The organism is Nocardioides sp. F233, from assembly GCF_057813895.1.
This window is the reverse complement of sequence record NZ_JBVASH010000001.1, coordinates 942,890-962,775: the sequence shown is the minus strand read 5'-3', so window position 1 is coordinate 962,775 and position 19,886 is coordinate 942,890. Positions and strand designations below refer to the sequence as shown.

The following is a 19,886-nucleotide window of genomic DNA, read 5'->3' as shown; positions in this document are numbered from 1 at the left end:
CCTCCGTAGTCCGAACGGACCACGGGACCCTGACCGCCCGGCGTCCCGACGACCCCTCAGGTCGGCTCCGGCCGCGACGATGGGCCCGTCGTGACCCTCCAGCGGCCGCGCCGTCGACCCCGCACGGCCGAACCCACGCCGTACGACTTCCGGCGTCCCATCCAGCTCTCACGCGAGCACCAACGCACCCTGCAGCTCGGGTTCGACAGCTTCGCGCGCCAGGCGACGACCGTGTTCACCAGCTCGCTGCGCACGGTGTGCACGGTGACCCTGGCGGGCATCGAGCAGCGCACCTACGCGGAGTACGTCGACAGCCTCGGCCCGTCGACGTACATGACGCTGTTCACGGCCGACCCGATCCCCGGCACCGGCGTGCTGGAGATCCCGCTGTTCGCGACCATGTCGTGCCTGGACCACATGCTCGGCGGGCCCGGCTCCGACGAGCAGCCCGACCGGCCGCTGACCGAGATCGAGGACGGCGTGATCCGCGGCCTGGTCGAGCGCTTGCTCGGCGAGATGCGCTACGCCCTCGACGGGATCGTCACCCTCGAGCCGAACGTCACCGGCATCGAGTACAGCCCCCAGTTCGCCCAGGTCGCCAGCGCCGCCGACGTGATGGTCGTGGTGACCCTCGAGCTCAAGATCGGCGAGCGCGGCCACCGGATGTCGGTGTGCCTGCCGTTCAGCGGCCTGCTCCCCCACCTCGCCAACGCCACCGGCAACGGTGCGGTCTCCGACCGCGAGCGTGCCCAGCGGGCGCACTCGGCGCAGCTGTTGCAGGAGCAGTTCCAGCGGGTCCCGGTCTCGGTGTCGGTGCGCTTCCGCCCGATCCCGGTCGACCCGGCGACGCTGGCCGACCTGCGCCCCGGATCCGTGCTCCGGCTCACCCACCCGGCGTCCGCGCCGCTGGACGTGACCGTCGCCGGCAACACCTTCGCCCATGCCACCCCCGGCGCCCGTGGCCAGCGCCTCGCCGCCCTCATCGTCACCACGCCCGAGGAGTCCTGATCCCCATGACCGATGTGCTCGACCCCACCCTGCTCGCCGAGGCCGTCGCGGTCGCCGCGGCCGGTTCCCTGCCGGCGGTCACGCCGCTGACGCCCGGTCCGGCGCAGCCCGGCTCGCCGCACGTCACCGCGGCCTTCGCCGGTGGTGCGATCGCCGAGCTCGACGGCGGGGTGCCCGGCGCGGTCGTGGTCCTCGTCGGCACCGAGCTGGTCGAGGCCCTCGCCAGCAGCCCGATGGGCGCGCTGGACGTCGCCGCCGCCGTCCAGCCGGCCCTCGACGCGGCCGCCCGCCAGCTCGGCGCGCACGCCCGCGGCGCCCGCACCCTCGACCTCGACGCGGAGGGGTACGACATCACCGCCGAGCTCGGCGGCCCGTTCAGCACGGTGCCGCTCATCGGCGCCGGCATCGCGGCCGCCGTCCTGGTCCCCGAGGCCACCCTCGCCGGTGCCCGCGAGCCGATCACCGAGGACACCCAGCCCGCCGCGTCCGTGCTGGCCGAGGCCGTCGCCGACTCCGCTCCCGAGCCGTTCGTGCCCGCCTTCGGCGCGGCCGTCGCCCCGCCGCGCGGCCTGGAGCTGCTCCAGGGCGTCGACATGGAGGTCACCGTCGAGCTCGGCCGCACCCGGATGACGGTGCGTGACCTGCTCGCCCTGACCCCCGGCGCCGTTCTCGAGCTGGACCGCGCCGCCGGCAGCCCCGCCGACCTGCTCGTGAACGGTCGCTTGGTCGCGCGCGGCGAGGTCGTCGTCGTCGACGAGGACTTCGGCCTGCGGGTCACCGAGATCCTCGACGCGAACGCCGCGGTCTGACGCCGATGTCCGACAGCGTGAGCCTGGCGACAGGTCGCCGATCTGGCTTGCCAGATCACGTGCTCCGGGTGCGTGCATCGCAAGGCGGCGGCGCGATGGCATACCGGGCTGTCTTCCGAGCGTCGCCAACGCAGCGAGGTGCGTGCCCGGGGGGCGTGAGATGGTGAGTCAGGTCGGCGACGTGTCGCTTGGCGAGCTGGCCGTCCGCCTGGTCGGCTCGCTGGCACTCGTGGTCGGGCTGCTACTGCTCATCGCCCGCTTCGCCAACCGTCGGTTCAAGGCGCCCTCGGGTGCGGCGATCCAGGTCGTGCAGCGCCAGGCGCTCGGACGCGGCCAGGGCCTCGCCGTGATCTCGGTCGGCACCCGGGTCCTCGTGCTCGGCACCACGGAGCAGCAGATCACGCTGCTGGCCGAGGTCGAGCCCGACGAGATCGGGCTGGACCTGACCCCGGTGGAGCTCCTCGACGACGCAGCGGACGGCGCAGCCGACGACGAGGGCGCCGAGGGCGCGCCGCGCCCGGCGCGCGTCGTACCCACCTCCGGCGCGCTCGCGGGCTCCGTCCTCTCGCCGCAGACCTGGAAGGACGCCATGGCCGCCGTCACCGGGAAGCGGGCGTCGTGACGACCCTGTCCCTCGCGCTGACGAGGGTCGCGCTGGTCGTCGCCGACCCCAGCGGGCCCAAGGGCCCGAACGGTCCCGGCAACGGCAACGGCGGCGGGACCGTGCAGATCGACCTGTCGGGCATGACCGACAAGCCGAGCAACAGCTTGCTCGTCTTCCTGGCGCTGACCCTGCTCAGCCTGCTGCCCGCGATCGTGCTCACCTGCACCAGCTTCACGAAGGTGCTCGTCGTGCTCGGCCTGACCCGCAACGCGCTCGGCCTCCAGCAGACCCCGAACAACCAGGTGCTCGCCGGACTCGCCCTGTTCCTGAGCCTGTTCATCATGTCGCCGGTCCTCTCGCAGGTGAACGACGACGGCGTGCAGCCCTACCTCGACGGCGACAAGACGACCTCGGCCGCCTTCCACGACGGCATGGAGCCGTTGCGGGACTTCATGCTCGACAACACCGACGACGGCGAGCTGCAGCTGCTCACCAGCGTCGCCGACCGCAAGCTGCCCGACAACCGCGACGACGTCTCGACCGCCACCCTGATCCCGGCGTTCGTGCTGTCCGAACTCAAGGACGCCTTCGTCATCGGGTTCATCATCTTCATCCCGTTCCTGGTCATCGACATCGTCGTGAGCGGCGCGCTGATGAGCCTCGGCATGATGATGATGCCGCCGGTGATGGTGTCGTTGCCGTTCAAGCTGTTGCTGTTCGTGATGGTCGACGGGTGGGCGCTGGTCATCAAGGCCCTCGTCGCGTCGTACGGGACGGGTTAGCTGCGATGACCGACACCGCGATCATCGAGATCGCCCTCAAGACCATGCTGGTGGCCCTCAAGCTGTCGGCGCCGATCCTCGCGACCTCGCTGGTCATCGGCTTCGCCATCTCGCTGTTCCAGTCGATGACCCAGATCCAGGAGTTCACGCTCTCGTTCGTGCCCAAGCTCCTGGGCGTCGGCGTTGCGCTGCTGTTCTGCGGCAACTGGATGCTGCACACCCTGATGACCTTCACCCGTGAGCTGTTCGACCTGCTCCCGGGACTGCTCGCCTAGGCGCGGACGTGGTCCTCTCCGTCGACGGTGCCGCGCTCAGCGCCCTGCTGCTCGCCTCGGTGCGGGTGGTGGCGTGGCTGGTCGTCGTACCTCCCTTCGCGACGCGGGGCATCCCCACCATGGCCAAGGTGGTCCTCGCGCTCGGCCTGTCCATGGCGATGGCACCGACCCTGGCCGCCCAGGACCTGCCCGGCACGACGCCCGGGCTGCTCATGGCCACCGCGGCCCAGGCGCTGATCGGCCTGGGCATGGGCTACGTGACGATGCTGCTGTTCTCGGCCATCGGCGCGGCCGGCTCGCTGGTCGACGTGTTCGGCGGCTTCGCGCTGGCCGCGGCGTGGGACCCGCTGGCGATGAACTCCAACACCGTCTTCGGCCGCTTCCACCAGCTGCTCGCGACCGCGCTGCTCGTCGTCTCCGGCGGGCACCTGATCGTGATCGGCGGCCTGCTCAGCACCTTCAAGTACCTGCCACTGACCGGCATGCCCGACGTGTCGAGCTGGGACGGCGTGCTGCTGACGGCGTTCTCGATGTTCTTCACCGTCGCCGTGCAGATGGCGCTGCCGATGATCGCGGTGCTCTTCGTCGCCGATCTCGCCCTCGCGCTGCTCACCAAGGTCGCACCGCAGCTCAACGCGCTCAGCATGATGTTCCCGGCCAAGGTCGGCCTCACCCTGCTGCTGCTCGGCCTGTCCTTCCCGATGCTGCCCGGCGCCCTCGAGCGCCTGGTCTCCTACGCCAACCAGGCGATGGCGACGATGGCCGGAGCGGGGTGATCGTCGGTGGCCGGTAGCGAGGAGAAGACCGAGAAGCCCACACCCAAGCGGAAGAAGCAGGCCCGCAAGGACGGCCAGGTCCCGCGCACCCCCGAGCTCGGCGGCTGGCTGGGACTGCTGGTGGTGTCGCTGGCGATGGGCCCGCTGCTCGACCACGAGCTCAACGCGCTGCGGACCATGATGGCCACCTCGCTGCGCTCCACGGCGGACCCGTCGATCTCCCTGGCCCTCACCCTGCTCGGCGACGCCGCGCGCCACGTCTTCCTCACCCTGCTCACCCTCGGCTCGATGATGCTCGTCGTTGGCGTCGTCTCCGCGCTGGCGCAGGGCGGCTTCTACCTCTCCCCCAAGCTCGTCAAGCCGGACCCGAAGAAGCTCGACCCGATCAAGGGCGCCAAGCGCCTGTTCGGTCCGCACGCCGCGTGGGAGGGCGTGAAGGTGCTCGGCAAGAGCACGGTCGTCGGCTTCCTCGCGTGGGGCGCGGTGAAGTCGATGATGCCGCTGGTCGGTGGACTGCTCCCGATCGGCGTCGTCCTCCACCAGGTCACTGCCGAGGTCTCCCACCTGCTGCTCACCGTCGCGATCGCCGGCCTGGTCATGGCCGCCGCCGACTACGCGATGATGCGCCGCCGGATCGGCAAGCAGCTGCGGATGAGCCACAGCGAGATCAAGCAGGAGCACAAGCAGTCCGAGGGCGACCCGATGGTCAAGAGCGCCATCCGCGCCCGACAGCTGGCCGCCGCCCGCAACCGGATGATCGCCGACGTCGCCACCGCCGACGTGCTGCTGGTCAACCCCACCCACGTCGCCGTCGCCCTGCGCTACGACCCCGAGCAGGGCGCCCCCCGCGTCGTCGCCCGCGGCGCCGGCGCCATCGCCGCCAAGATCCGGTCGGTCGCTGCTGAGGAGCGGGTGCCGCTCGTCCAGGACGTGCCGCTGGCGCGGGCGCTGTACCGGCACTGCCAGGTGGGCCAGGAGATCCCCCGCGAGCTGTGGGCCGCCGTCGCGCAGGTGCTGGCGTTCGTGCTCAGTCGCCGGCACGCCGGCCAGTACGGCGGGGAGCACCGCACCCCCCGTCGTACCGACGACCTGCCCGAGGTGCTCGCCCGCTCCCGCCGCCGGCGGGGCGGCGGGGATGCAGGGATACCCGCTTAGGCGGGTATCCCGTCGCTTCCTGACGGTTGCAACCGCCAGGAAGCGCAGGTTTTCGTCAGGAACGTTGTCGGAATACCCGCTGAAGCGGGTATTCCTGCACCTGCCTCAACCCCTCATCCACAGCCCCGCCCTGCCGATGGAGCCTGCGACGCCAGGACGGCGCCACCCCGCAGTGCCACGGACGGCGCGACCGGTCGAGAGGCTGTAGCCACCGCATGTCCGTGAAGTCGCTGACCCGGCTCGGTGTCCCCCTGGGCATCATCCTGATCGTCGTCATGCTCGTGGTGCCGCTGCCGGCGGTGGTGCTCGACCTGATGATCGCGCTCAACATCACCGGCGCCCTGCTCGTGCTGATGGTGGCGATGTTCATCCACAAGCCGTTGGAGTTCTCGGCGTTCCCGTCGGTCATCCTCGTGATGACGCTGTTCCGGCTGGCCCTCAACGTGAGCGCGACCCGGCTGGTGCTGCTGGACGGGTACGCCGGCAAGGTGATCGACACCTTCGGCCACTTCGTCGTCGGCGGCTCCCTGATCGTCGGGCTGATCGTGTTCGCGATCCTGCTCGTCATCCAGTTCGTCGTCATCACCAACGGTGCGGGCCGCGTGGCCGAGGTCGGGGCCCGGTTCACGCTCGACGCGATGCCCGGCAAGCAGATGGCGATCGACGCCGACCTCAACTCCGGTCTGATCGACGAGGAGGAGGCCCGGCGCCGGCGTGCAGAGGTGCACGCCGAGGCGGACTTCCACGGCGCGATGGACGGTGCGTCCAAGTTCGTGAAGGGCGACGCCATCGCGGCGATCGTGATCACCCTGGTCAACCTGCTCGGCGGCTTCGCCATCGGCGTCGCCCAGTACGGCATGCCGTTCGGCGAGGCGATCAACACCTACTCGCTGCTCTCGATCGGCGACGGCCTGGTCTCCCAGATCCCCGCCCTCCTCCTCAGCGTCGCGACCGGCCTGATCGTGACCCGCGCGGTCGCCGACTCCGACATGGGCTCCGACATCGTCGGCCAGATCTTCGCGCGCAAGATGCCGCTGCGCGTCGCCGGCTTCGGCGCGCTCGCGCTGTGCGCGATCCCCGGCCTGCCCAAGCTGCCCTTCCTCGTGGCCGGCGGGCTGATGCTGCTCGGCGCGAGCCGGATCGACGAGTCCGCCGCCAGCGGTACGACGGGCGCCGACGCGGACGCCACCGCCGGCGAGCTGGCCCAGGTCCCCGACACCCCGGAGGCCCTGGTCGCCGAGATCCGGGTGGACCCGCTCGGCCTCGAGCTCTCCGCCGACCTGATCGACCTCGTCGACAGCCGCTCCGGCGGCGACCTGCTCGACCGGGTCAAGGCGCTGCGCCGCAAGGTGGCCGGCGAGCTCGGCATCGTGATCCCCCCGGTCCGCACCCGCGACAACCTCGAGCTGCCCGCCAACACCTACGCCATCACGCTGTACGGCGCCGAGGTCGCCCGCGGCGAGGCGCCGCGCGGCACGGTGCTGGCGATCGGCGAGTTCCTCGGCTCGCTGCCCGGCACTCCCACCCGCGAGCCGGTCTTCGGCCTGGACGCGAAGTGGATCCCGGCCGAGCTGCGGCACCAGGCCGAGATCGGCGGCGCGACCGTCGTCGACCGCGCCTCGGTCGTCACCACGCACCTCGCCGAGGTCGTCCACCAGCACGCCAGCCGCCTGCTCGGTCGCGAGGACGTCCGCCTCCTCACCGACGTCATCAAGCGCACCCACCCGGTCGTCATCGAGGAGCTCACCCCGACCCAGCTCTCGCTCGGCGAGGTCCAGCGCGTGCTCCGCGCCCTGCTGGAGGAGCGGATCCCGATCCGCGACCTGGTCCGGATCTTCGAGTCGCTCTCGGTGCGTGCCGCGGTCAGCAAGGACCTCGACGGCCTCGTCGAGTCCGCCCGGGCCGCCCTCGAACCGGCCCTCGCCGCGCCCTTCGTCACCGACGGGGTGCTGCACGCGATCAGCTTCGAGCCGCTGCTGGAGCAGCACATGCTCGAGGGCCTGCGCCCGACCGAGCACGGCGCGGTCGTCGTCCTCGATCCCGACGTGGCCCAGCGGGTGCTGCTCGGCCTGGCCCAGGCGGTGCAGGCGGCCGAGAACACCGACGTACGCCCCGTCCTCGTCTGCGCGCCGGCGCTGCGGGCCGCCGTACGCCGGCTGGTGGCGCCCACCGTCGAACGCCTCCCCGTCTTCTCGTACGCCGAGCTCGGTGCGGCCCACGAGGTCCGCTCGGTGGCCGTCGTGTCCGCGACCGGAGCTCGTCCGGCGCTCGGCGCAGGGGTCTAGGGTGCGGCTCCCAAATCCCCGCCTGCTACGCGACGTTTCCGACTCGATCCGGCTGCGTTGGCGTCGCTCGAAGGGCGACCAGGCACGTCGTCGCTCCGCCGCCTTGCCGGATCGGCCGGAAACGCCGCTCGCGACGGCGCCGATTCGAGAGCCACACCCTAGGAGGACCAGCCATGATGTTCGACCTGCGCGTCTTCGTGCTCGCCGCCCTCGTCGCCTCTCCCGCCGGCTTCCTCGCCGCCAACGGCGAGCTGAGCCTCGACGAGGCGCTGACCCGGCTGCTCGTGGTGATGGTCGGCGCCACGGCCGCCGCCCTGGTGGTGCGCACCCTGTGGCCGCTGCTCGCCGGACCGGGCCCCGAGCTGCTCGAGGCCACGGTCGACGACAGGCTCCCGTTCGGGGCGGCGCCGGAGACAGGCGACGAGCCGGAGCTCCTCGACGACCTGTTCGGCTTCCAGGAGCCGCTCGAGGACCTCAGCCCACTGCCGGAATGACCCACTCCAGCACGGTGCCCTGACCGGGCGCCGAGCTGACCAGCAGGTGCCCGCCGAGGCCCTCGGCCCGGGAGCGGAGGTTGCCGGTGCCGCTCCCCACTGACTGCGACGCCGGGTCGAACCCGACGCCGTCGTCGACGACGCGGAGCCGGAACCACGCCGACGACGCGGTCAGCTCGACGGTGACGCTGCTCGCCGCGGCGTGCCGGGCGACGTTGGACAGGGCCTCACGCAGGGTGCTGAGCACGTGGCTGCCGGCCTCGGGCACCAGTGCCCGGTCGACCGGGCCCTGGATCCGGAGCAGCGGCCGGAAGCCCAGCACCGGGGCGTACTCGCCCAGCAGGGCCCGCACGTCGTCGAGCAGCGGGCGGCCGGAGCCGGTGCCGAGCTCGAAGATCACCGAGCGCAGCTCCTTGATCGCGCCGTCGAGCTCCCTGACCGCGCCGTCGACCCGGGTGCGCAGCTCGGCCGGGTCGAGGGCGCGGGCGCCCTGGAGCTGCATGCCGGTCGCGAACAGGCGCTGGATGACGAGGTCGTGGAGGTCGCGCGCGATCCGGTCGCGGTCGCGGGCCACGAGCAGCTGGGCACGCTCGCTCAATGCCTGCCGCCGGTCCAGGATCAGGCCGAGCTGGGCCGCGGTCACCGACACCAGGTCGAGCATGATGTCGCGCAGCGAGGGCGTCTCCTCCGCACGGTCGACGAGGATCGCGCCGGGGCCGGAGAGCCGGGTGTGCACGGGTACGACGAGCGTCGTGCGGTGGTGGTCGTGCGGGAGCCGCTCGGGCACCCGGGAGGACGTCACGTGGCGGATCTGGTCGGCGTACCTCTCGACGACGCGCGGCGCGGCCATCGTGTCGCCGGCGACCTGGCGGACCTCGAGCAGGCCGGCGTCGACGCGGACGTAGGCGACCAGGCGCGCGCCGCACAGGTCGCGCAGCGAGACGACGAGCTCGTCGAGGGCCTCCTCGACGCTGGTCGTGCCGGTCAGGTCGCGACCCACCTCGCCGGTGCCGGCCAGCCAGCGTCGCCGCCACTCGACCTGCTCGTAGGTGCGGGCGTTCTCGATCATCGTGCCGGCCGCACGGGCCAGCGCCTCGACCAACGCCTGGTCGGTCGCGGTGAACTCCTCGTGCCCGCGCTTGTTGCCGAGGTAGAGGTGGCCGAACGCCTGGTCGCGCACCAGCACCGGCGCCCCGAGGAAGCGGTCGATCGCCGGGTGGCTGTGCGGGAACGAGCCCGTCGAGACCGGGTGGTCGGCCACGTGGTCGACCCGGATCGAGCGCCGCTCGCGCGGCACCAGGCCGAGCAGCCCGTGACCCTCCGGCATCCTCCCGATCTGCGTGAACTGCTCGCCGACGGCGGCGTTGGGCACCAGGTCGATGAAGTCACCCTCGTCGTCGACGATCCCCAGCACGCCGTACTCGGCGTCGGTGAGCTGGCAGGACGCCTCGACGATGCGGGTCAGCACGCCGCGCAGGTCCAGGTCGGACCCGATCGCGACCACTGCGTCCAGCAGCGCGCGCGCCTCGGCCGGGAGCTCGAGATCCTGGTCCAGGTCCATCAGGTGCCGATCCCCTCTCACAGCGATCGCTGACCTCTGAAGGCTATCCCTTTACTTTGTCGCGCCACCACTCGCGCATTCCGCTGATCGGCACCGGGACCTCCGTCCTGAGGAATCCGGGACGCGGTACCCGGTCGGTACGCCGCCAAGCCGTCACCAAATCGCATGGTGACGCGTTGGGCACCTGACGGTCGCCGATGGGGAGCGACCGACGAAGGAGTGGTGACATGGGGCGCTGGCTGCGGATCGGGACGACGGTCCTCGCACTGACGATCTCGGGGGCTGCGCTGCCCGCAGCCCAGGCGGCGGAACCCGCCGTCCAGATCAGGTTCACCACCCAGCCCCGGGTGACGTTCTCGGAGGGGCTGACCTCCGAGAGCGGCACCAAGGGCGCGCTCACGTCCGTCGCGTGGTCGGTCTCACGGCCCTCAGCGGTCACCGTCCGGGCGCTCGACGCATCGGGAGCCGTGGTGCGGACCCTCGCGCAGGACGTGCCGGTCACGAACACCCAGGACGTCGACTGGACCTTCGTCGACGCCGCCGGGCACGACGTACCCGAGGGCGACTACCGGCTGCGGGTCGAGGCCGTCGACGCCGACGGCACCCGTGACGTCGAGTACTACGCGATGCCGCTCGACCGGCACACCGTCGTCCCGCTGCAGGGCGTGGCCAGCGGTACGACGTACTCCACCAACGCCACGATGTCGATCGGCCCGCGTCCCGGCATCACCCCCGTCAGCGCCCGGTTCATGGTCGGCGACGGGTACGGCGCTGCGACGTGCGCGGTGAGCGACGCGAAGGCCCCCGGCTTCGGCGGCCGCATCCAGGCGACGTTCAACGTCTCGGACTGCGGCACCTACAGCGGCCTGGCCGGCGCGCTCTTCGAGTTCACCGACCGGATCGGGGCGAAGCAGCAGGGCTACAGCACGACGATCCCGGTACGCGTCGTCGACCGCGTCGCGCCGACGGCGAAGCTGCACCTCTCCGACGCGTCGCAGACCCTGCACCTCGCACGCCCGGGTGCCTACGAGACCACCACGACCCGGTTCGCGGTGCGCGACGCCAGTGCGATCACCGCGGCGACCTACGAGGTCCGCAACGGGGTCGGTGCCCTTGTCGCGACCGGCACGCTGGACGACGGGGGCGCGCTGGAGGCGGACCCCCTGACCCACCTGTTCGGCCTGGAGTGGGACGGCGCCCGGGACAACGGCGCCCTGCTGCCCGCCGCGCGCTACCGGGTCACCACCCGCTTCACCGACGCCGCCGGCTACCGCACCACGGGCCCCGCCGTGACGGTCGACCTCGACGCCACCGTCCCCGGCACCCTGGCCCTCACCCGCATCGACGGCTACCGCTGGCAGGTCGTCGTGACCCCGAAGGCCGGCGCCGGCGTCACCGCCGTCGCCGTGTCCACCTCGCCGGCGGACAGCGCCGACGACGCTCCGCAGCAGGCGACGTACGACGCCGCCACCGGCACCTACCGCTCGGTGGTCAACCTGGCCGGCCGCCCGGCGGGGACCTACCCGGTCCGTGCTCTCATCACGCGGGGCGCGGCGTCGACGACCTTCACGACGCCCGACCAGGAGCTGGTCCTCGCCGAGGACACCGCGGGTCCGGTCGTGACCCAGCCCGCGAGCACCCGGCTCTACCTCGGCCTGCCCGACCAGTACGTCGCGGGCACCTTCAGCTTCGGCGTCAGCGACCAGTCGGCCGTGCAGTCCGCCGACTTCGTGGTCACCAGCGCGGACGGCACCACCCTCGTCGACCACACGGTCGCCGCGGGCGGCAACGGCCGCACGTCGTTCACCTGGGACGGCACCGGCCCCGACGGCAAGCGGCTGCCCGGCGGTGACTACGTCGTCCGCACGACCTTCACCGACGCGCTCGGCAACGCGACCCCTGCAGCCGTGACCGTCCGCCTCGACGACACCGTTCCGGGAACGCTCGCGGTCGTCGCCACGACGGGCAACAAGGTCACCCTCGAGCTGACGCCCACGCCCGGCGTCACCGTGCAGGCCGCCGGCGTCGCGCTGATCGGGAACAGCTGCTGCGGCGCGGCGATGGAGCGCGACCCGGCGACGGGCCGCTTCCGGGTCACCGTCGACCTCGACAGCCGACCAGCAGGGACCTATCACCTCACCAGCCTGGTCGCCCGGGACACCCCGGGCGCGGCTGAGCCGTACGGCTACTACTGGACCGCACCGGTGACGGTGTCAGTCAGCCACTGAGGCTCAGAACCGGCGCAGCTGGTACAGCCCCCGTGTCCGCGCGACGACGGTGCCCTCCTCGTCGGTGACCTCGGCGACCATCTCGAAGTCCGACTTGCCTCGCTCGGCGTACTCCGCGAGCACCCGCTCGATCTCCTCGTCCTCGATGCGGGCACGCGAGACGACCGCAGTGGTGGCGGGGCGCAGGAAGTCGATGGTCATCGACTTGATCAGCGGTACGCCGCCCTCGACCGCCAGCGAGGTGCGCGGGAGCAGGCCGCCGAGGACCTCGGCGACGGTGAACAGCGAGCCGGCGTACGCCGTACCGAAGTGGTTGACGTTGGGTGCGGCGGGGATCCGCGCGGCCACCGTGTTCCGCTCGAGCTCGACGACCTCGACCTGCATGGCGTCGAGGATCGGGATGATGCGGCGGACGTCGGCGGTGGTCTGCTGGAGGTCGGTCACGCGGACCAACCTACTCACCAGGGTCGCTGCGGCAGGTCCCTGATGTACGGCGCCAGCAGGGCTCCGGACTGCTCGACGGTCAGCACCTCCGACGGGTCGAGCGGGATGACCTGCCGCTTCGACTGGTCGATCTCCCACACGTCCTCACCGACCAGGCGGCCCTCGTCGTCGTACGGCCAGATCATGTGCTCGACGTTGGCGACGAGGTAGTGCGCGGCCGGGTCGACCGGGGCGCCGGCAGCGACGAGCACGGAGCCCGGCGTCTGCTGGTAGATGGTCGCGGTGGACACGATCATGTTGTCGCCGACGGCGAGCTGCTCGTCATCGGTGTAGAAGACGCACTGGGCCGTGCCCGACCACTCCTCGTAGACCGCCTGGACCGCCTCGGCGCCGTCGAGCACGGTCTGGATGCCGAAGACGTTGAAGTGGTAGACGGGGTGCGCGACGGTCATCTCCGGGGCGAAGATCTCCTTCCAGCGACCGGCCATCTCCAGGTTGCGGTGCCGGTCGTAGGCCGCCAGCAGCCAGCGGTGGCGCGGGTTGGTGGTCGTCTCCATCAGGCGGCGGACAGCGGCGTTGGTCTGGGTGATGTCGAAGCGGCTCATGACTCCACGATCACCTCCATCGGGGCCGCGGGTCTTGACAGCGCGCGACCCGTTCTTGACCCTGAGCGACATGTCGCTGATCCGTGGCACGGCGCTCCAGGGGTACGCCGAACTGGTCGACGAGCTGGGTGGCGACCTGCAGACGCTGCTCGACCTGGCCCACCTGCCGGCCGCGGCGCTCGGCGACCACGACAGCTTCGTCAGCTACCGCAGCGTCGTGACGGCGCTGGAGGCGGCGGCCGCGGCGACGGGAACCGACGACTTCGGTCGCCGCCTCGCCACCCGCCAGGGACTGGAGATCCTCGGTCCGCTCGGTGTCGCGGCGCGCACGGCCGGTACGACGGGCGCGGCACTGCAGGCCATCGAGCAGTACATGACGGTCTACAGCCCGGCGATCGCGATCACGGTGACCGCGCCGCCGCGCTCGCGGATGGCCGAGCTCGAGTGGCGGATCGTCGTACGGCGGGCGCCACCGCACCGCCAGGCGGCCGAGCTCGCGCTGGGCGTGGCCCTGCGCGTGCTCCAGCTGCTCGCGGGCGCGGACTTCAGGCCGCGGTCGGTCCAGCTGCGCCACCAGCCCCTGGGCGACCCGGCGACGTACCGCGCCTATTTCGGCTGCTCGGTCGAGTTCGCCGCCGACCGCTACTCCTTCCGGTTCCCGGCCGCGGTGCTGAGGCGACCGCTCGCCGATGACGGGGACGTGCACGCCCTGGCCCAGCAGTACCTCAGCACGATCGCGGTCCCCACCGCATCGGCCACGGCCGACACGGTCGCCGAGCTGGTCCGCCACATGCTGCCGACCGGCACCCTCGACCTCGACCTGGTCGCCGGCCAGCTGGCGCTGCACCGCCGTACCCTCCAGCGCCAGCTCGCCGAGCAGGGCACCTCGTTCGCCGCCCTCGTCGACCAGGTGCGCCGTGACGAGGCCGAGCGCTACCTGCGCGAGACCGACATGCCGCTCGGCCAGCTCGCCGGCGTGCTCGGCCTGAGCGAGCAGAGCGCGCTGTCCCGGGCCAGCCGGCGGTGGTTCGGGCTGCCGCCGAAGCAGGTCCGGAAGACCGCACGAGCCGTGTCAGCGAAGGTCGAGAACGAGGCAGGCCAGGTCAAGACCTGAGCCGGGCCGGCGTGCGACATTCAGGCGGTCCGCCTTCCCGACCGGGATGGACTTCTGCGACCGACGTGGTGCCCGAGCGCGCCTCGGCGACCTGGCACCCAGGCCGCCGCGATCCCCGGCATCCAGGACGGCACCGGCTGGCGGGCGCCAGCCATCCTCCCCGCGGGGTGACTCCCGTGCGCCCCGGTCAGGCGACGTCGTACCTCGCCTGGCCGAGGCGCGGGTGGGCGGAGCCCTTCAGCAGCACGTCGGCGACCAGGTCGACGTCGTCGATCATCGGGACATGGCCGCACCTGGGCAGGGTCACGTGCTCGGCGTTCGGGAGGGCCCGCCGCGCACGGCCGGCCTGGTACGGCAGCAGCACGAGGTCGCGGGTGCCCCACGCCACCGTGACCGGGATGGCCGGGTCGATCGGGCGGTCGAACGGGAAGCCGCCGTCGATGATCGTCTCCAGCGCCGGCCGTGCGTGCACCAGGCCGCGCACGTCGCCGAGGGCAGCCTCCGGGCTGAGCTTGTGGCCCTTGGTCATCAGCAGGCCGAAGGCGGCGGCGCGACCGGGCGCCGTCCTGAGGATCGCGGGGGCGACCGGCTGCGCCAGCGTGGCGGCACCGGTGAGCAGCGTGAAGACGGCCCGGATGTAGGCGAAGTCGACCTGGTTGCGCCAGAACCCGGCCGGCGCGAGCGTGGTCGCGCTGCTCACCAGGTCGTCGGCCGCCGCCTCGAGGGCGATCCGGCCACCGAGCGAGTTGCCCGCGATGTGCGGGCGGTCGAGGTCCTGCTCGACGAAGAAGTCCTCGAGGATGTCGCGCAGGATGTCGCGCACCGGGCGGCCGTCCGGCACCAATGCCGGCGACTCGCCGTGGCCCGGCAGGTCGATCAGGATGAGCTCGCGCTCCTGGGCCAGCCGGTCGACCAGCGGGTACCACGCCTGCCGCCGGTGCCCGATCCCGTGCACGAGCACGAGGGGCTCTCCGGAGCCGATCCGTTCGTGGGCAAGCATGGCGACCTCGCTCTTCCCCGCACCGACGCTGGTGCGGCAGATAGGTGCAACGGAGAGTTGCGGATACCGAGGGTATGGGACGTGCTAGCTGCGCGCAAGCACTTGTTCGCACCCGGGTGCGCGGACCGTTCGCTCTCTTTGACGACTGAGGAACCCTCACTAGGGTCGTGCTCGGCGCGGCGGTCCCGGCAGGTTCGGCCGCGCTCTCGGTTCTCGGACAAGGAGATGCTCCTCATGACGCTCGCCCTGACGCGCCTGCTCGGCGCCGGCCTCGCGGCCGCCCTCACCGCAGGGTCACTGCTCGTCGCGCCGCCACCCGCTCACGCGACCCCGGTCCTCACCGACGCCCGCCTCTCGTTCGGTGGCGGCGGGTACGGATACACCACCACGTGCCCTCCCAGCAATGCAGCGCCGCCGCCCGGCCCGTCCGTCGCGCTCGTCGAGAACGCGGCCCCCGCGAGTGCCAGCCACGCGTTGTCCAGGACGTTCGCCGCCCAGAGCGACCCCACCGACACGGTGACCAACACCGTTGCGCTCCAGGCCCGAGGCTCGGTCACGACGTCCGGGGGACGACCGACGTCGTTCGCGATGAGCTACAGCGGCGCGATCACGGCCTCCGCCAGCAAGGGCACGTCGTCGAAGTGCAGCGCCTACACGAGGCTCGGCGCCTGGGTGTCCACCAGCTTCACCCTGACCACCCCGACCTGGGCGACGATCACCATCGACGGCCGCGGCCCGGGCTCCAGCGGAGTCGAGATCTGGCAGACGTCGGGTGACTTCGACGTCGCCAGGTCCGACGACACCGACGGCGCGGGAAGCTCGACCGTCCTGCTGCCCGCAGGCGACTACGAGGCCGCCGTGGGCGGTGACGCCTGGCACCAGACGAACACCGCCTACAGCGGCACCCGCTCGGGCAGCGCGTCGATCACGTTCGCCCCGATCGGATCCGCCTCCAAGGCCCCCTCCGGCAAGGCGGGCACGTACGTCTCGCTCCCCGGCGCCCGCGACTGCGCGACCCACAGCGCCACGACGACCCTGACCGCCAGGAAGAAGCGGATCAAGCAGATCGAGAAGGTCACCTTCACCGTCAACGGCAAGAAGGCCGCCACCCTCAAGGGCAAGAAGCTCAAGAAGGGGCGGGCCGTCGTCCTTCCCCTGGCCGACAACACCGCCGCCGACATCACCGCGACCGTCACCCTCGAGAACGGCAGGAAGCGCAAGGTCAGCGCCGGGTACGTCGCCTGCACCAGCTGAGCGCGCGACGTACGGGCTAGGTTCGTGCCCGGCGCACCCGCGGCAGCCGGTGCACCTCTCGGGTTCTCGGACAAGGAACTGCACCTCATGTCGCTCGCGCACGCGCGCCTGCTCGGCGCCGGTCTCGCCACCACACTCGCCCTCGCCACAGCCGCCGTCCTGCCAGCGGCCCACGCCGCGCCGGCCCTCACCACGGCGAGCCTGTCCAGCTACGCCTTCCAGGACGTCGAGGGTCCGTGCGAGCAGACGGACCCGGCCGACCTCCCGGCGCAGGTCGCCGGCGTCACCGAGAACGGGCCGCCCGCCTCGATCACGGACACGGTGACCCGGACCTTCGCCGACCCGGCCGACACGTCCGAGCCCGCGCGCTCGGTGACCACGACGACGACCCTCCGGGGCACCGCGTCGGCCGCCTCCACGGCAGGCCTGCCGACGTCGCTGACCCTCGACGTCAGCGGTACGACGAGCACGGTCGCGACCGATCCGCCGCCCGACTGCCGGGCCGCGATGGTCCTGGGTGCCGACCTCCTGGCGGACTTCACCCTGGCCTCGCCCCTGTGGGCGACCCTCGCGGTCAGCGGTCAGGGTCCCGGCCAGAGCACGATCGACGTCTTCCGCAACGGCGCCGCCGACCCGAGCTGGTCCCTCCCCCGCGTCGGGTCGGTGACCGTGCTGGTCCCGGCGGGGTCCTACGAGGCCCACCTCGCCGCCGACACGGACCTCCCCTCCGACACCGTCGTCACCGCCACCCGCTCGGCCTCCTTGTCGATCGCGTTCGTCGTACCGGGTTCTGCGACGAAGGCACCGTCGGGCCGGGCGAGCAGGTACGTCGGGCTCCCGGGCGCACGCGCCTGCCCGACCCACGACGCCACGGCGCGGTTGACCGCGAGGAGGAAGCGCATCAAGCGGCTCCGAAAGGTCACCTTCGCCGTCAACGGCACGCGGGTCGCCACTCTCAGGGGCAGGAAGCTCAGGAAGGGGAGCTCCCTCGCCCTCCCGCTGGCCGACAACGCTCCGGCCACCCTCACCGCCACGGTGAAGCTGCGCAACGGCAGGAGGCTCGCGGTCGACGCGAGCTACCGCGCCTGCACCGAGTGATGGCTGGGGTGAGTTGTCAGCCTCGCAGCACCTTGTCCATCGCCTTGCCGCGGGCGATCTCGTCGACGAGCTTGTCGAGGTACCGAATCCTCTGCATCAACGGGTCCTCGACGTCCTCGACCCGGATCCCGCAGACCACGCCGGTGATCAGGACGGCCGCGGCGTTGAGCCGGGCAGCGGCGAAGAAGTCCTCGAACGTCGTACCCGCGTCGAGGCGTGCCTGCAGCTCGGCCGGGGAGAAGCCGGTCAGCCAGCAGATCGCCTCGTCGAGCTCGGCCTTCGTGCGCCCCTTCTTCTCGACCTTGGCCACGTAGTGGGAGTAGACCGACGCCACGCTGGTCGAGAAGATACGGTGCACGCATCGCAGCGTAGTTCGAGCGCAGGAAGAGGTGCCTCCAGCGTGGCCGTCGACCAGGTCCGACCACGCACGAGCCCTGCGGTCGTCGTGGCGATGCTGTCGTGCTGCGGCATCGTGGTCTCGCTGCAGCAGACGCTGCTGCTGCCGCTGCTGCCGGACCTCCCGAGGATCCTCGGTACGTCGGCCGACAGCGCCTCCTGGCTGGTGACCGCGACCCTGCTCAGCGGCGCGGTGGCGACGCCGACGATCTCGCGGCTGGCCGACATGTACGGCAAGCGCCGGATGATGGTCGTGTCGCTGGGCGTCGCTGTGCTGGGCTCGCTGCTCGGCGCGCTCAGCCAGGCGCTGCCGCTCCTCATCGGCGCGCGCGCTCTCCAGGGGGTCGGCGTCGCGCTGATCCCGGTCGCGATCGCGATCATGCGCGACGAGCTCCCCCGCGACCGGGTGCCCCTGGGCGTCGCCCTGATGAGCGCGACGCTCGCGATCGGCGCCGGCGTCGGGCTGCCGCTGTCCGGGCTGATCGTCGAGCACATGGACTGGCACGCCTCGTTCTGGCTCACCGGCGTGGTCGGGGTGGTGCTCATCGCCGGGACGCTGAGCCTGCTGCCCGAGTCGCCCGTGCGCACCAGCGGCTCCTTCGACCTGCGCGGCGCCGCACTGCTGTCGGTCGCGCTGACCGCCGTCCTGCTCGCACTGTCCAAGGGCAGCCAGTGGGGCTGGACCTCCGCGTCGACCGTGGGCTGCCTCGCCGGTGGCGCGGCGGTGCTGGCGATCTGGATCCCGCTCGAGCTGCGCACCCCGCGACCGCTGGTCGACGTCCGGGTCGCGGCCCGCCGCTCGGTGGTGCTGGTCAACCTCGCGTCGGTGTTCGCGGGCTTCGCCATGTTCGCCAACATGCTGGTCACCACCCAGCTCCTCCAGCTGCCCGTCGAGACCGGCTACGGCCGCGGCCTCGACGTGCTCCACACCGGCCTCTGGATGGTCCCGAACGCCGCCGCGTTCGGCCTGATGGCGCCCGTCTCGGCCTGGCTGATCCGTCGGATCGGCCCGCAGGCCACCCTCGTCTCGGGTGCGCTGCTGATGGGGACGACGTACGTCTGGCGGACCTTCTACAGCGCCGACCTCCCGCAGGTCGTGATCGGCTCGGTGGTCGTCGGCACCGGCACCGCGATGGTGTACGGCGCCCTGCCGACCCTCGTGATGCGCGCCGTCCCCGTCACCGAGACCGCCTCGGCCAACGGCCTCAACGTGCTGCTGCGCTCCTTCGGCACGTCGACCGCGAGCGCCGCCACCGCGGCGATCACCACGGCCTCGACGCTCACCCTGGCCGGGCGCGAGCTGCCGAGCCTGCACTCGCTGATGGTGATCTTCTGGCTCGCCGCCGTGGCCGCCCTGGCGACGGCACTGATCGGCGTACCCATGCTCCGGATGCGGGAGTACGCCGAGGAGGCGGACCGCTCGGGCGCAGAGAACACCACGCGAGCGCAGATCGTCCAGGGCCAGGTGCTCAGCCTCAGGGGCAATCCGATCCGGCACGCGGTCGTGACCGTGCTGACCCCCGACGGCCGCGCGGTCGACTGGGGCCAGGCCGACGCGGAGGGGCGGTTCACGGCCGCCGTACCGGAGCCGGCGGACTACCTCGTCGTCACCTCCGCCGACGGCTGGCGCCCGCGCTCGCGGATGATGACGCTCGACAGCGCCGCGCCCGTCCCGCCGATCGTGCTGCGCGAGCGGCTCACCCTCGGCGGCACCATCCGGGCCTCCGACGGGCGGCCCGTGGTCGACGCGCTGGTCGTCCTCACCCGCGCCACCGGCGAGCTGGTCACCACGGTCCGCACCGACCACGAGGGCCGCTACGAGGTGCCCCGTCCGGCCAACGGGCGCTACGTGCTCACCGTCGCCGGCTCCACCGAGGCACTCGGCGCCCGCACGCTCAGCGTGTGGGAGGAGGCCCGCGACTTCGACCTCGACCTCGGCACCCCGCTGGCCGACGCCACGTAACGCAGGTCACACCCGGCTCGTTGCGAGAGGGATCT

The 19,886-nt window shown here is 72.1% G+C and carries 19 protein-coding genes; 14 read left to right on the top strand and 5 right to left on the bottom strand.

Annotated features, from left to right (window positions below; genetic code table 11):
* Window positions 1-90 precede the first annotated feature (90 nt).
* From ACZYRU_RS04580 to ACZYRU_RS04540, 9 genes are all read left to right on the top strand, one after another.
* Window positions 91-1,008: a flagellar motor switch protein FliM gene (locus ACZYRU_RS04580; protein WP_488955894.1), complete on the top strand. Its 918-nt coding sequence runs from the start codon at window positions 91-93 to the stop codon at window positions 1,006-1,008.
* 5 nt (window positions 1,009-1,013) lie between these two features.
* A complete protein-coding gene (fliN, locus tag ACZYRU_RS04575; protein ID WP_488955893.1) occupies window positions 1,014-1,817 on the top strand; it encodes a flagellar motor switch protein FliN in 804 nt (267 codons plus the stop codon).
* Window positions 1,818-1,977: 160 nt separating this feature from the next.
* Window positions 1,978-2,439 carry a flagellar biosynthetic protein FliO gene (locus ACZYRU_RS04570; RefSeq protein ID WP_488955892.1) on the top strand — a complete coding sequence of 154 codons (462 nt, stop codon included), beginning with the start codon at window positions 1,978-1,980 and terminating at the stop codon, window positions 2,437-2,439.
* Window positions 2,436-3,203 (top strand): flagellar type III secretion system pore protein FliP, encoded by a 768-nt coding sequence (gene fliP, locus ACZYRU_RS04565; RefSeq protein ID WP_488955891.1) that lies wholly within the window; start codon window positions 2,436-2,438, stop codon window positions 3,201-3,203. Before ACZYRU_RS04570 ends, fliP begins: the two co-directional genes overlap by 4 nt.
* Before the next feature lie 5 nt (window positions 3,204-3,208).
* Window positions 3,209-3,478, top strand: a complete 270-nt coding sequence (gene fliQ, locus ACZYRU_RS04560) for a flagellar biosynthesis protein FliQ (RefSeq protein ID WP_488955890.1) — start codon at window positions 3,209-3,211, stop codon at window positions 3,476-3,478.
* Window positions 3,479-3,486: 8 nt separating this feature from the next.
* Window positions 3,487-4,254: a flagellar biosynthetic protein FliR gene (locus ACZYRU_RS04555; protein ID WP_488955889.1), complete on the top strand. Its 768-nt coding sequence runs from the start codon at window positions 3,487-3,489 to the stop codon at window positions 4,252-4,254.
* Between the two features lie 6 nt (window positions 4,255-4,260).
* The gene (locus ACZYRU_RS04550) at window positions 4,261-5,409 is read left to right on the top strand and encodes an EscU/YscU/HrcU family type III secretion system export apparatus switch protein (protein WP_488955888.1); all 1,149 of its coding nucleotides are present in this window, start codon (window positions 4,261-4,263) and stop codon (window positions 5,407-5,409) included.
* Between the two features lie 215 nt (window positions 5,410-5,624).
* A complete protein-coding gene (flhA, locus tag ACZYRU_RS04545) occupies window positions 5,625-7,694 on the top strand; it encodes a flagellar biosynthesis protein FlhA (RefSeq protein ID WP_488955887.1) in 2,070 nt (689 codons plus the stop codon).
* A gap of 173 nt (window positions 7,695-7,867) precedes the next feature.
* A complete protein-coding gene (locus tag ACZYRU_RS04540) occupies window positions 7,868-8,188 on the top strand; it encodes a hypothetical protein (RefSeq protein ID WP_488955886.1) in 321 nt (106 codons plus the stop codon).
* On the opposite strand, the gene ACZYRU_RS04535 is transcribed toward ACZYRU_RS04540, so the two are convergent.
* Window positions 8,169-9,749, bottom strand: a complete 1,581-nt coding sequence (locus ACZYRU_RS04535) for a GAF domain-containing sensor histidine kinase (RefSeq protein ID WP_488955885.1) — start codon at window positions 9,747-9,749, stop codon at window positions 8,169-8,171. The genes ACZYRU_RS04540 and ACZYRU_RS04535 overlap by 20 nt on opposite strands.
* Window positions 9,750-9,976: 227 nt before the next feature.
* Between ACZYRU_RS04535 and ACZYRU_RS04530 the strand changes: the two genes are divergently transcribed.
* Window positions 9,977-11,977 (top strand): FlgD immunoglobulin-like domain containing protein, encoded by a 2,001-nt coding sequence (locus ACZYRU_RS04530; RefSeq protein ID WP_488955884.1) that lies wholly within the window; start codon window positions 9,977-9,979, stop codon window positions 11,975-11,977.
* 3 nt (window positions 11,978-11,980) lie between these two features.
* Here ACZYRU_RS04530 and ACZYRU_RS04525 read toward each other — a convergent pair whose 3' ends face one another.
* Together ACZYRU_RS04525 and ACZYRU_RS04520 are read right to left on the bottom strand one after the other, a co-directional pair.
* The gene (locus tag ACZYRU_RS04525; protein ID WP_488955883.1) at window positions 11,981-12,421 is read right to left on the bottom strand and encodes a YiiD C-terminal domain-containing protein; all 441 of its coding nucleotides are present in this window, start codon (window positions 12,419-12,421) and stop codon (window positions 11,981-11,983) included.
* Window positions 12,422-12,435: 14 nt separating this feature from the next.
* A complete protein-coding gene (locus tag ACZYRU_RS04520) occupies window positions 12,436-13,026 on the bottom strand; it encodes a hypothetical protein (RefSeq protein WP_488955882.1) in 591 nt (196 codons plus the stop codon).
* Between the two features lie 70 nt (window positions 13,027-13,096).
* Here ACZYRU_RS04520 and ACZYRU_RS04515 point away from each other — a divergent pair, with 70 nt between their 5' ends.
* Window positions 13,097-14,140 carry an AraC family transcriptional regulator gene (locus ACZYRU_RS04515; RefSeq protein ID WP_488955881.1) on the top strand — a complete coding sequence of 348 codons (1,044 nt, stop codon included), beginning with the start codon at window positions 13,097-13,099 and terminating at the stop codon, window positions 14,138-14,140.
* Window positions 14,141-14,327: 187 nt separating this feature from the next.
* Here ACZYRU_RS04515 and ACZYRU_RS04510 read toward each other — a convergent pair whose 3' ends face one another.
* On the bottom strand, window positions 14,328-15,140 hold the full coding sequence (locus tag ACZYRU_RS04510) for an alpha/beta fold hydrolase (protein WP_488955880.1): 813 nt from the start codon (window positions 15,138-15,140) through the stop codon (window positions 14,328-14,330).
* 234 nt (window positions 15,141-15,374) lie between these two features.
* On the opposite strand from ACZYRU_RS04510, the gene ACZYRU_RS04505 reads away from it, so the two are divergent.
* Complete coding sequence (locus tag ACZYRU_RS04505) at window positions 15,375-16,394, top strand: hypothetical protein (protein ID WP_488955879.1); 1,020 nt, start codon at window positions 15,375-15,377, stop codon at window positions 16,392-16,394.
* 87 nt (window positions 16,395-16,481) lie between these two features.
* Window positions 16,482-17,492 carry a hypothetical protein gene (locus ACZYRU_RS04500; protein ID WP_488955878.1) on the top strand — a complete coding sequence of 337 codons (1,011 nt, stop codon included), beginning with the start codon at window positions 16,482-16,484 and terminating at the stop codon, window positions 17,490-17,492.
* A gap of 16 nt (window positions 17,493-17,508) precedes the next feature.
* Here ACZYRU_RS04500 and ACZYRU_RS04495 read toward each other — a convergent pair whose 3' ends face one another.
* Complete coding sequence (locus ACZYRU_RS04495; RefSeq protein WP_488955877.1) at window positions 17,509-17,850, bottom strand: DUF2200 domain-containing protein; 342 nt, start codon at window positions 17,848-17,850, stop codon at window positions 17,509-17,511.
* Between the two features lie 42 nt (window positions 17,851-17,892).
* On the opposite strand from ACZYRU_RS04495, the gene ACZYRU_RS04490 reads away from it, so the two are divergent.
* Window positions 17,893-19,851 carry an MFS transporter gene (locus ACZYRU_RS04490; protein ID WP_488955876.1) on the top strand — a complete coding sequence of 653 codons (1,959 nt, stop codon included), beginning with the start codon at window positions 17,893-17,895 and terminating at the stop codon, window positions 19,849-19,851.
* The last annotated feature ends 35 nt before the right edge of the window (window positions 19,852-19,886 follow it).

Coding starts and splice junctions, on each gene's coding strand:
- ACZYRU_RS04515 (WP_488955881.1), top strand. CDS start 13,097: ATGTCGCTGATCCGTGGCACGGCGCTCCAGGGGTACGCCGAACTGGTC.
- ACZYRU_RS04520 (WP_488955882.1), bottom strand. CDS start 13,026: ATGAGCCGCTTCGACATCACCCAGACCAACGCCGCTGTCCGCCGCCTG.
- fliN (WP_488955893.1), top strand. CDS start 1,014: ATGACCGATGTGCTCGACCCCACCCTGCTCGCCGAGGCCGTCGCGGTC.
- fliQ (WP_488955890.1), top strand. CDS start 3,209: ATGACCGACACCGCGATCATCGAGATCGCCCTCAAGACCATGCTGGTG.
- ACZYRU_RS04540 (WP_488955886.1), top strand. CDS start 7,868: ATGATGTTCGACCTGCGCGTCTTCGTGCTCGCCGCCCTCGTCGCCTCT.
- ACZYRU_RS04535 (WP_488955885.1), bottom strand. CDS start 9,749: ATGGACCTGGACCAGGATCTCGAGCTCCCGGCCGAGGCGCGCGCGCTG.
- flhA (WP_488955887.1), top strand. CDS start 5,625: ATGTCCGTGAAGTCGCTGACCCGGCTCGGTGTCCCCCTGGGCATCATC.
- ACZYRU_RS04500 (WP_488955878.1), top strand. CDS start 16,482: ATGTCGCTCGCGCACGCGCGCCTGCTCGGCGCCGGTCTCGCCACCACA.
- ACZYRU_RS04510 (WP_488955880.1), bottom strand. CDS start 15,140: ATGCTTGCCCACGAACGGATCGGCTCCGGAGAGCCCCTCGTGCTCGTG.
- ACZYRU_RS04570 (WP_488955892.1), top strand. CDS start 1,978: ATGGTGAGTCAGGTCGGCGACGTGTCGCTTGGCGAGCTGGCCGTCCGC.
- ACZYRU_RS04530 (WP_488955884.1), top strand. CDS start 9,977: ATGGGGCGCTGGCTGCGGATCGGGACGACGGTCCTCGCACTGACGATC.
- ACZYRU_RS04505 (WP_488955879.1), top strand. CDS start 15,375: ATGACGCTCGCCCTGACGCGCCTGCTCGGCGCCGGCCTCGCGGCCGCC.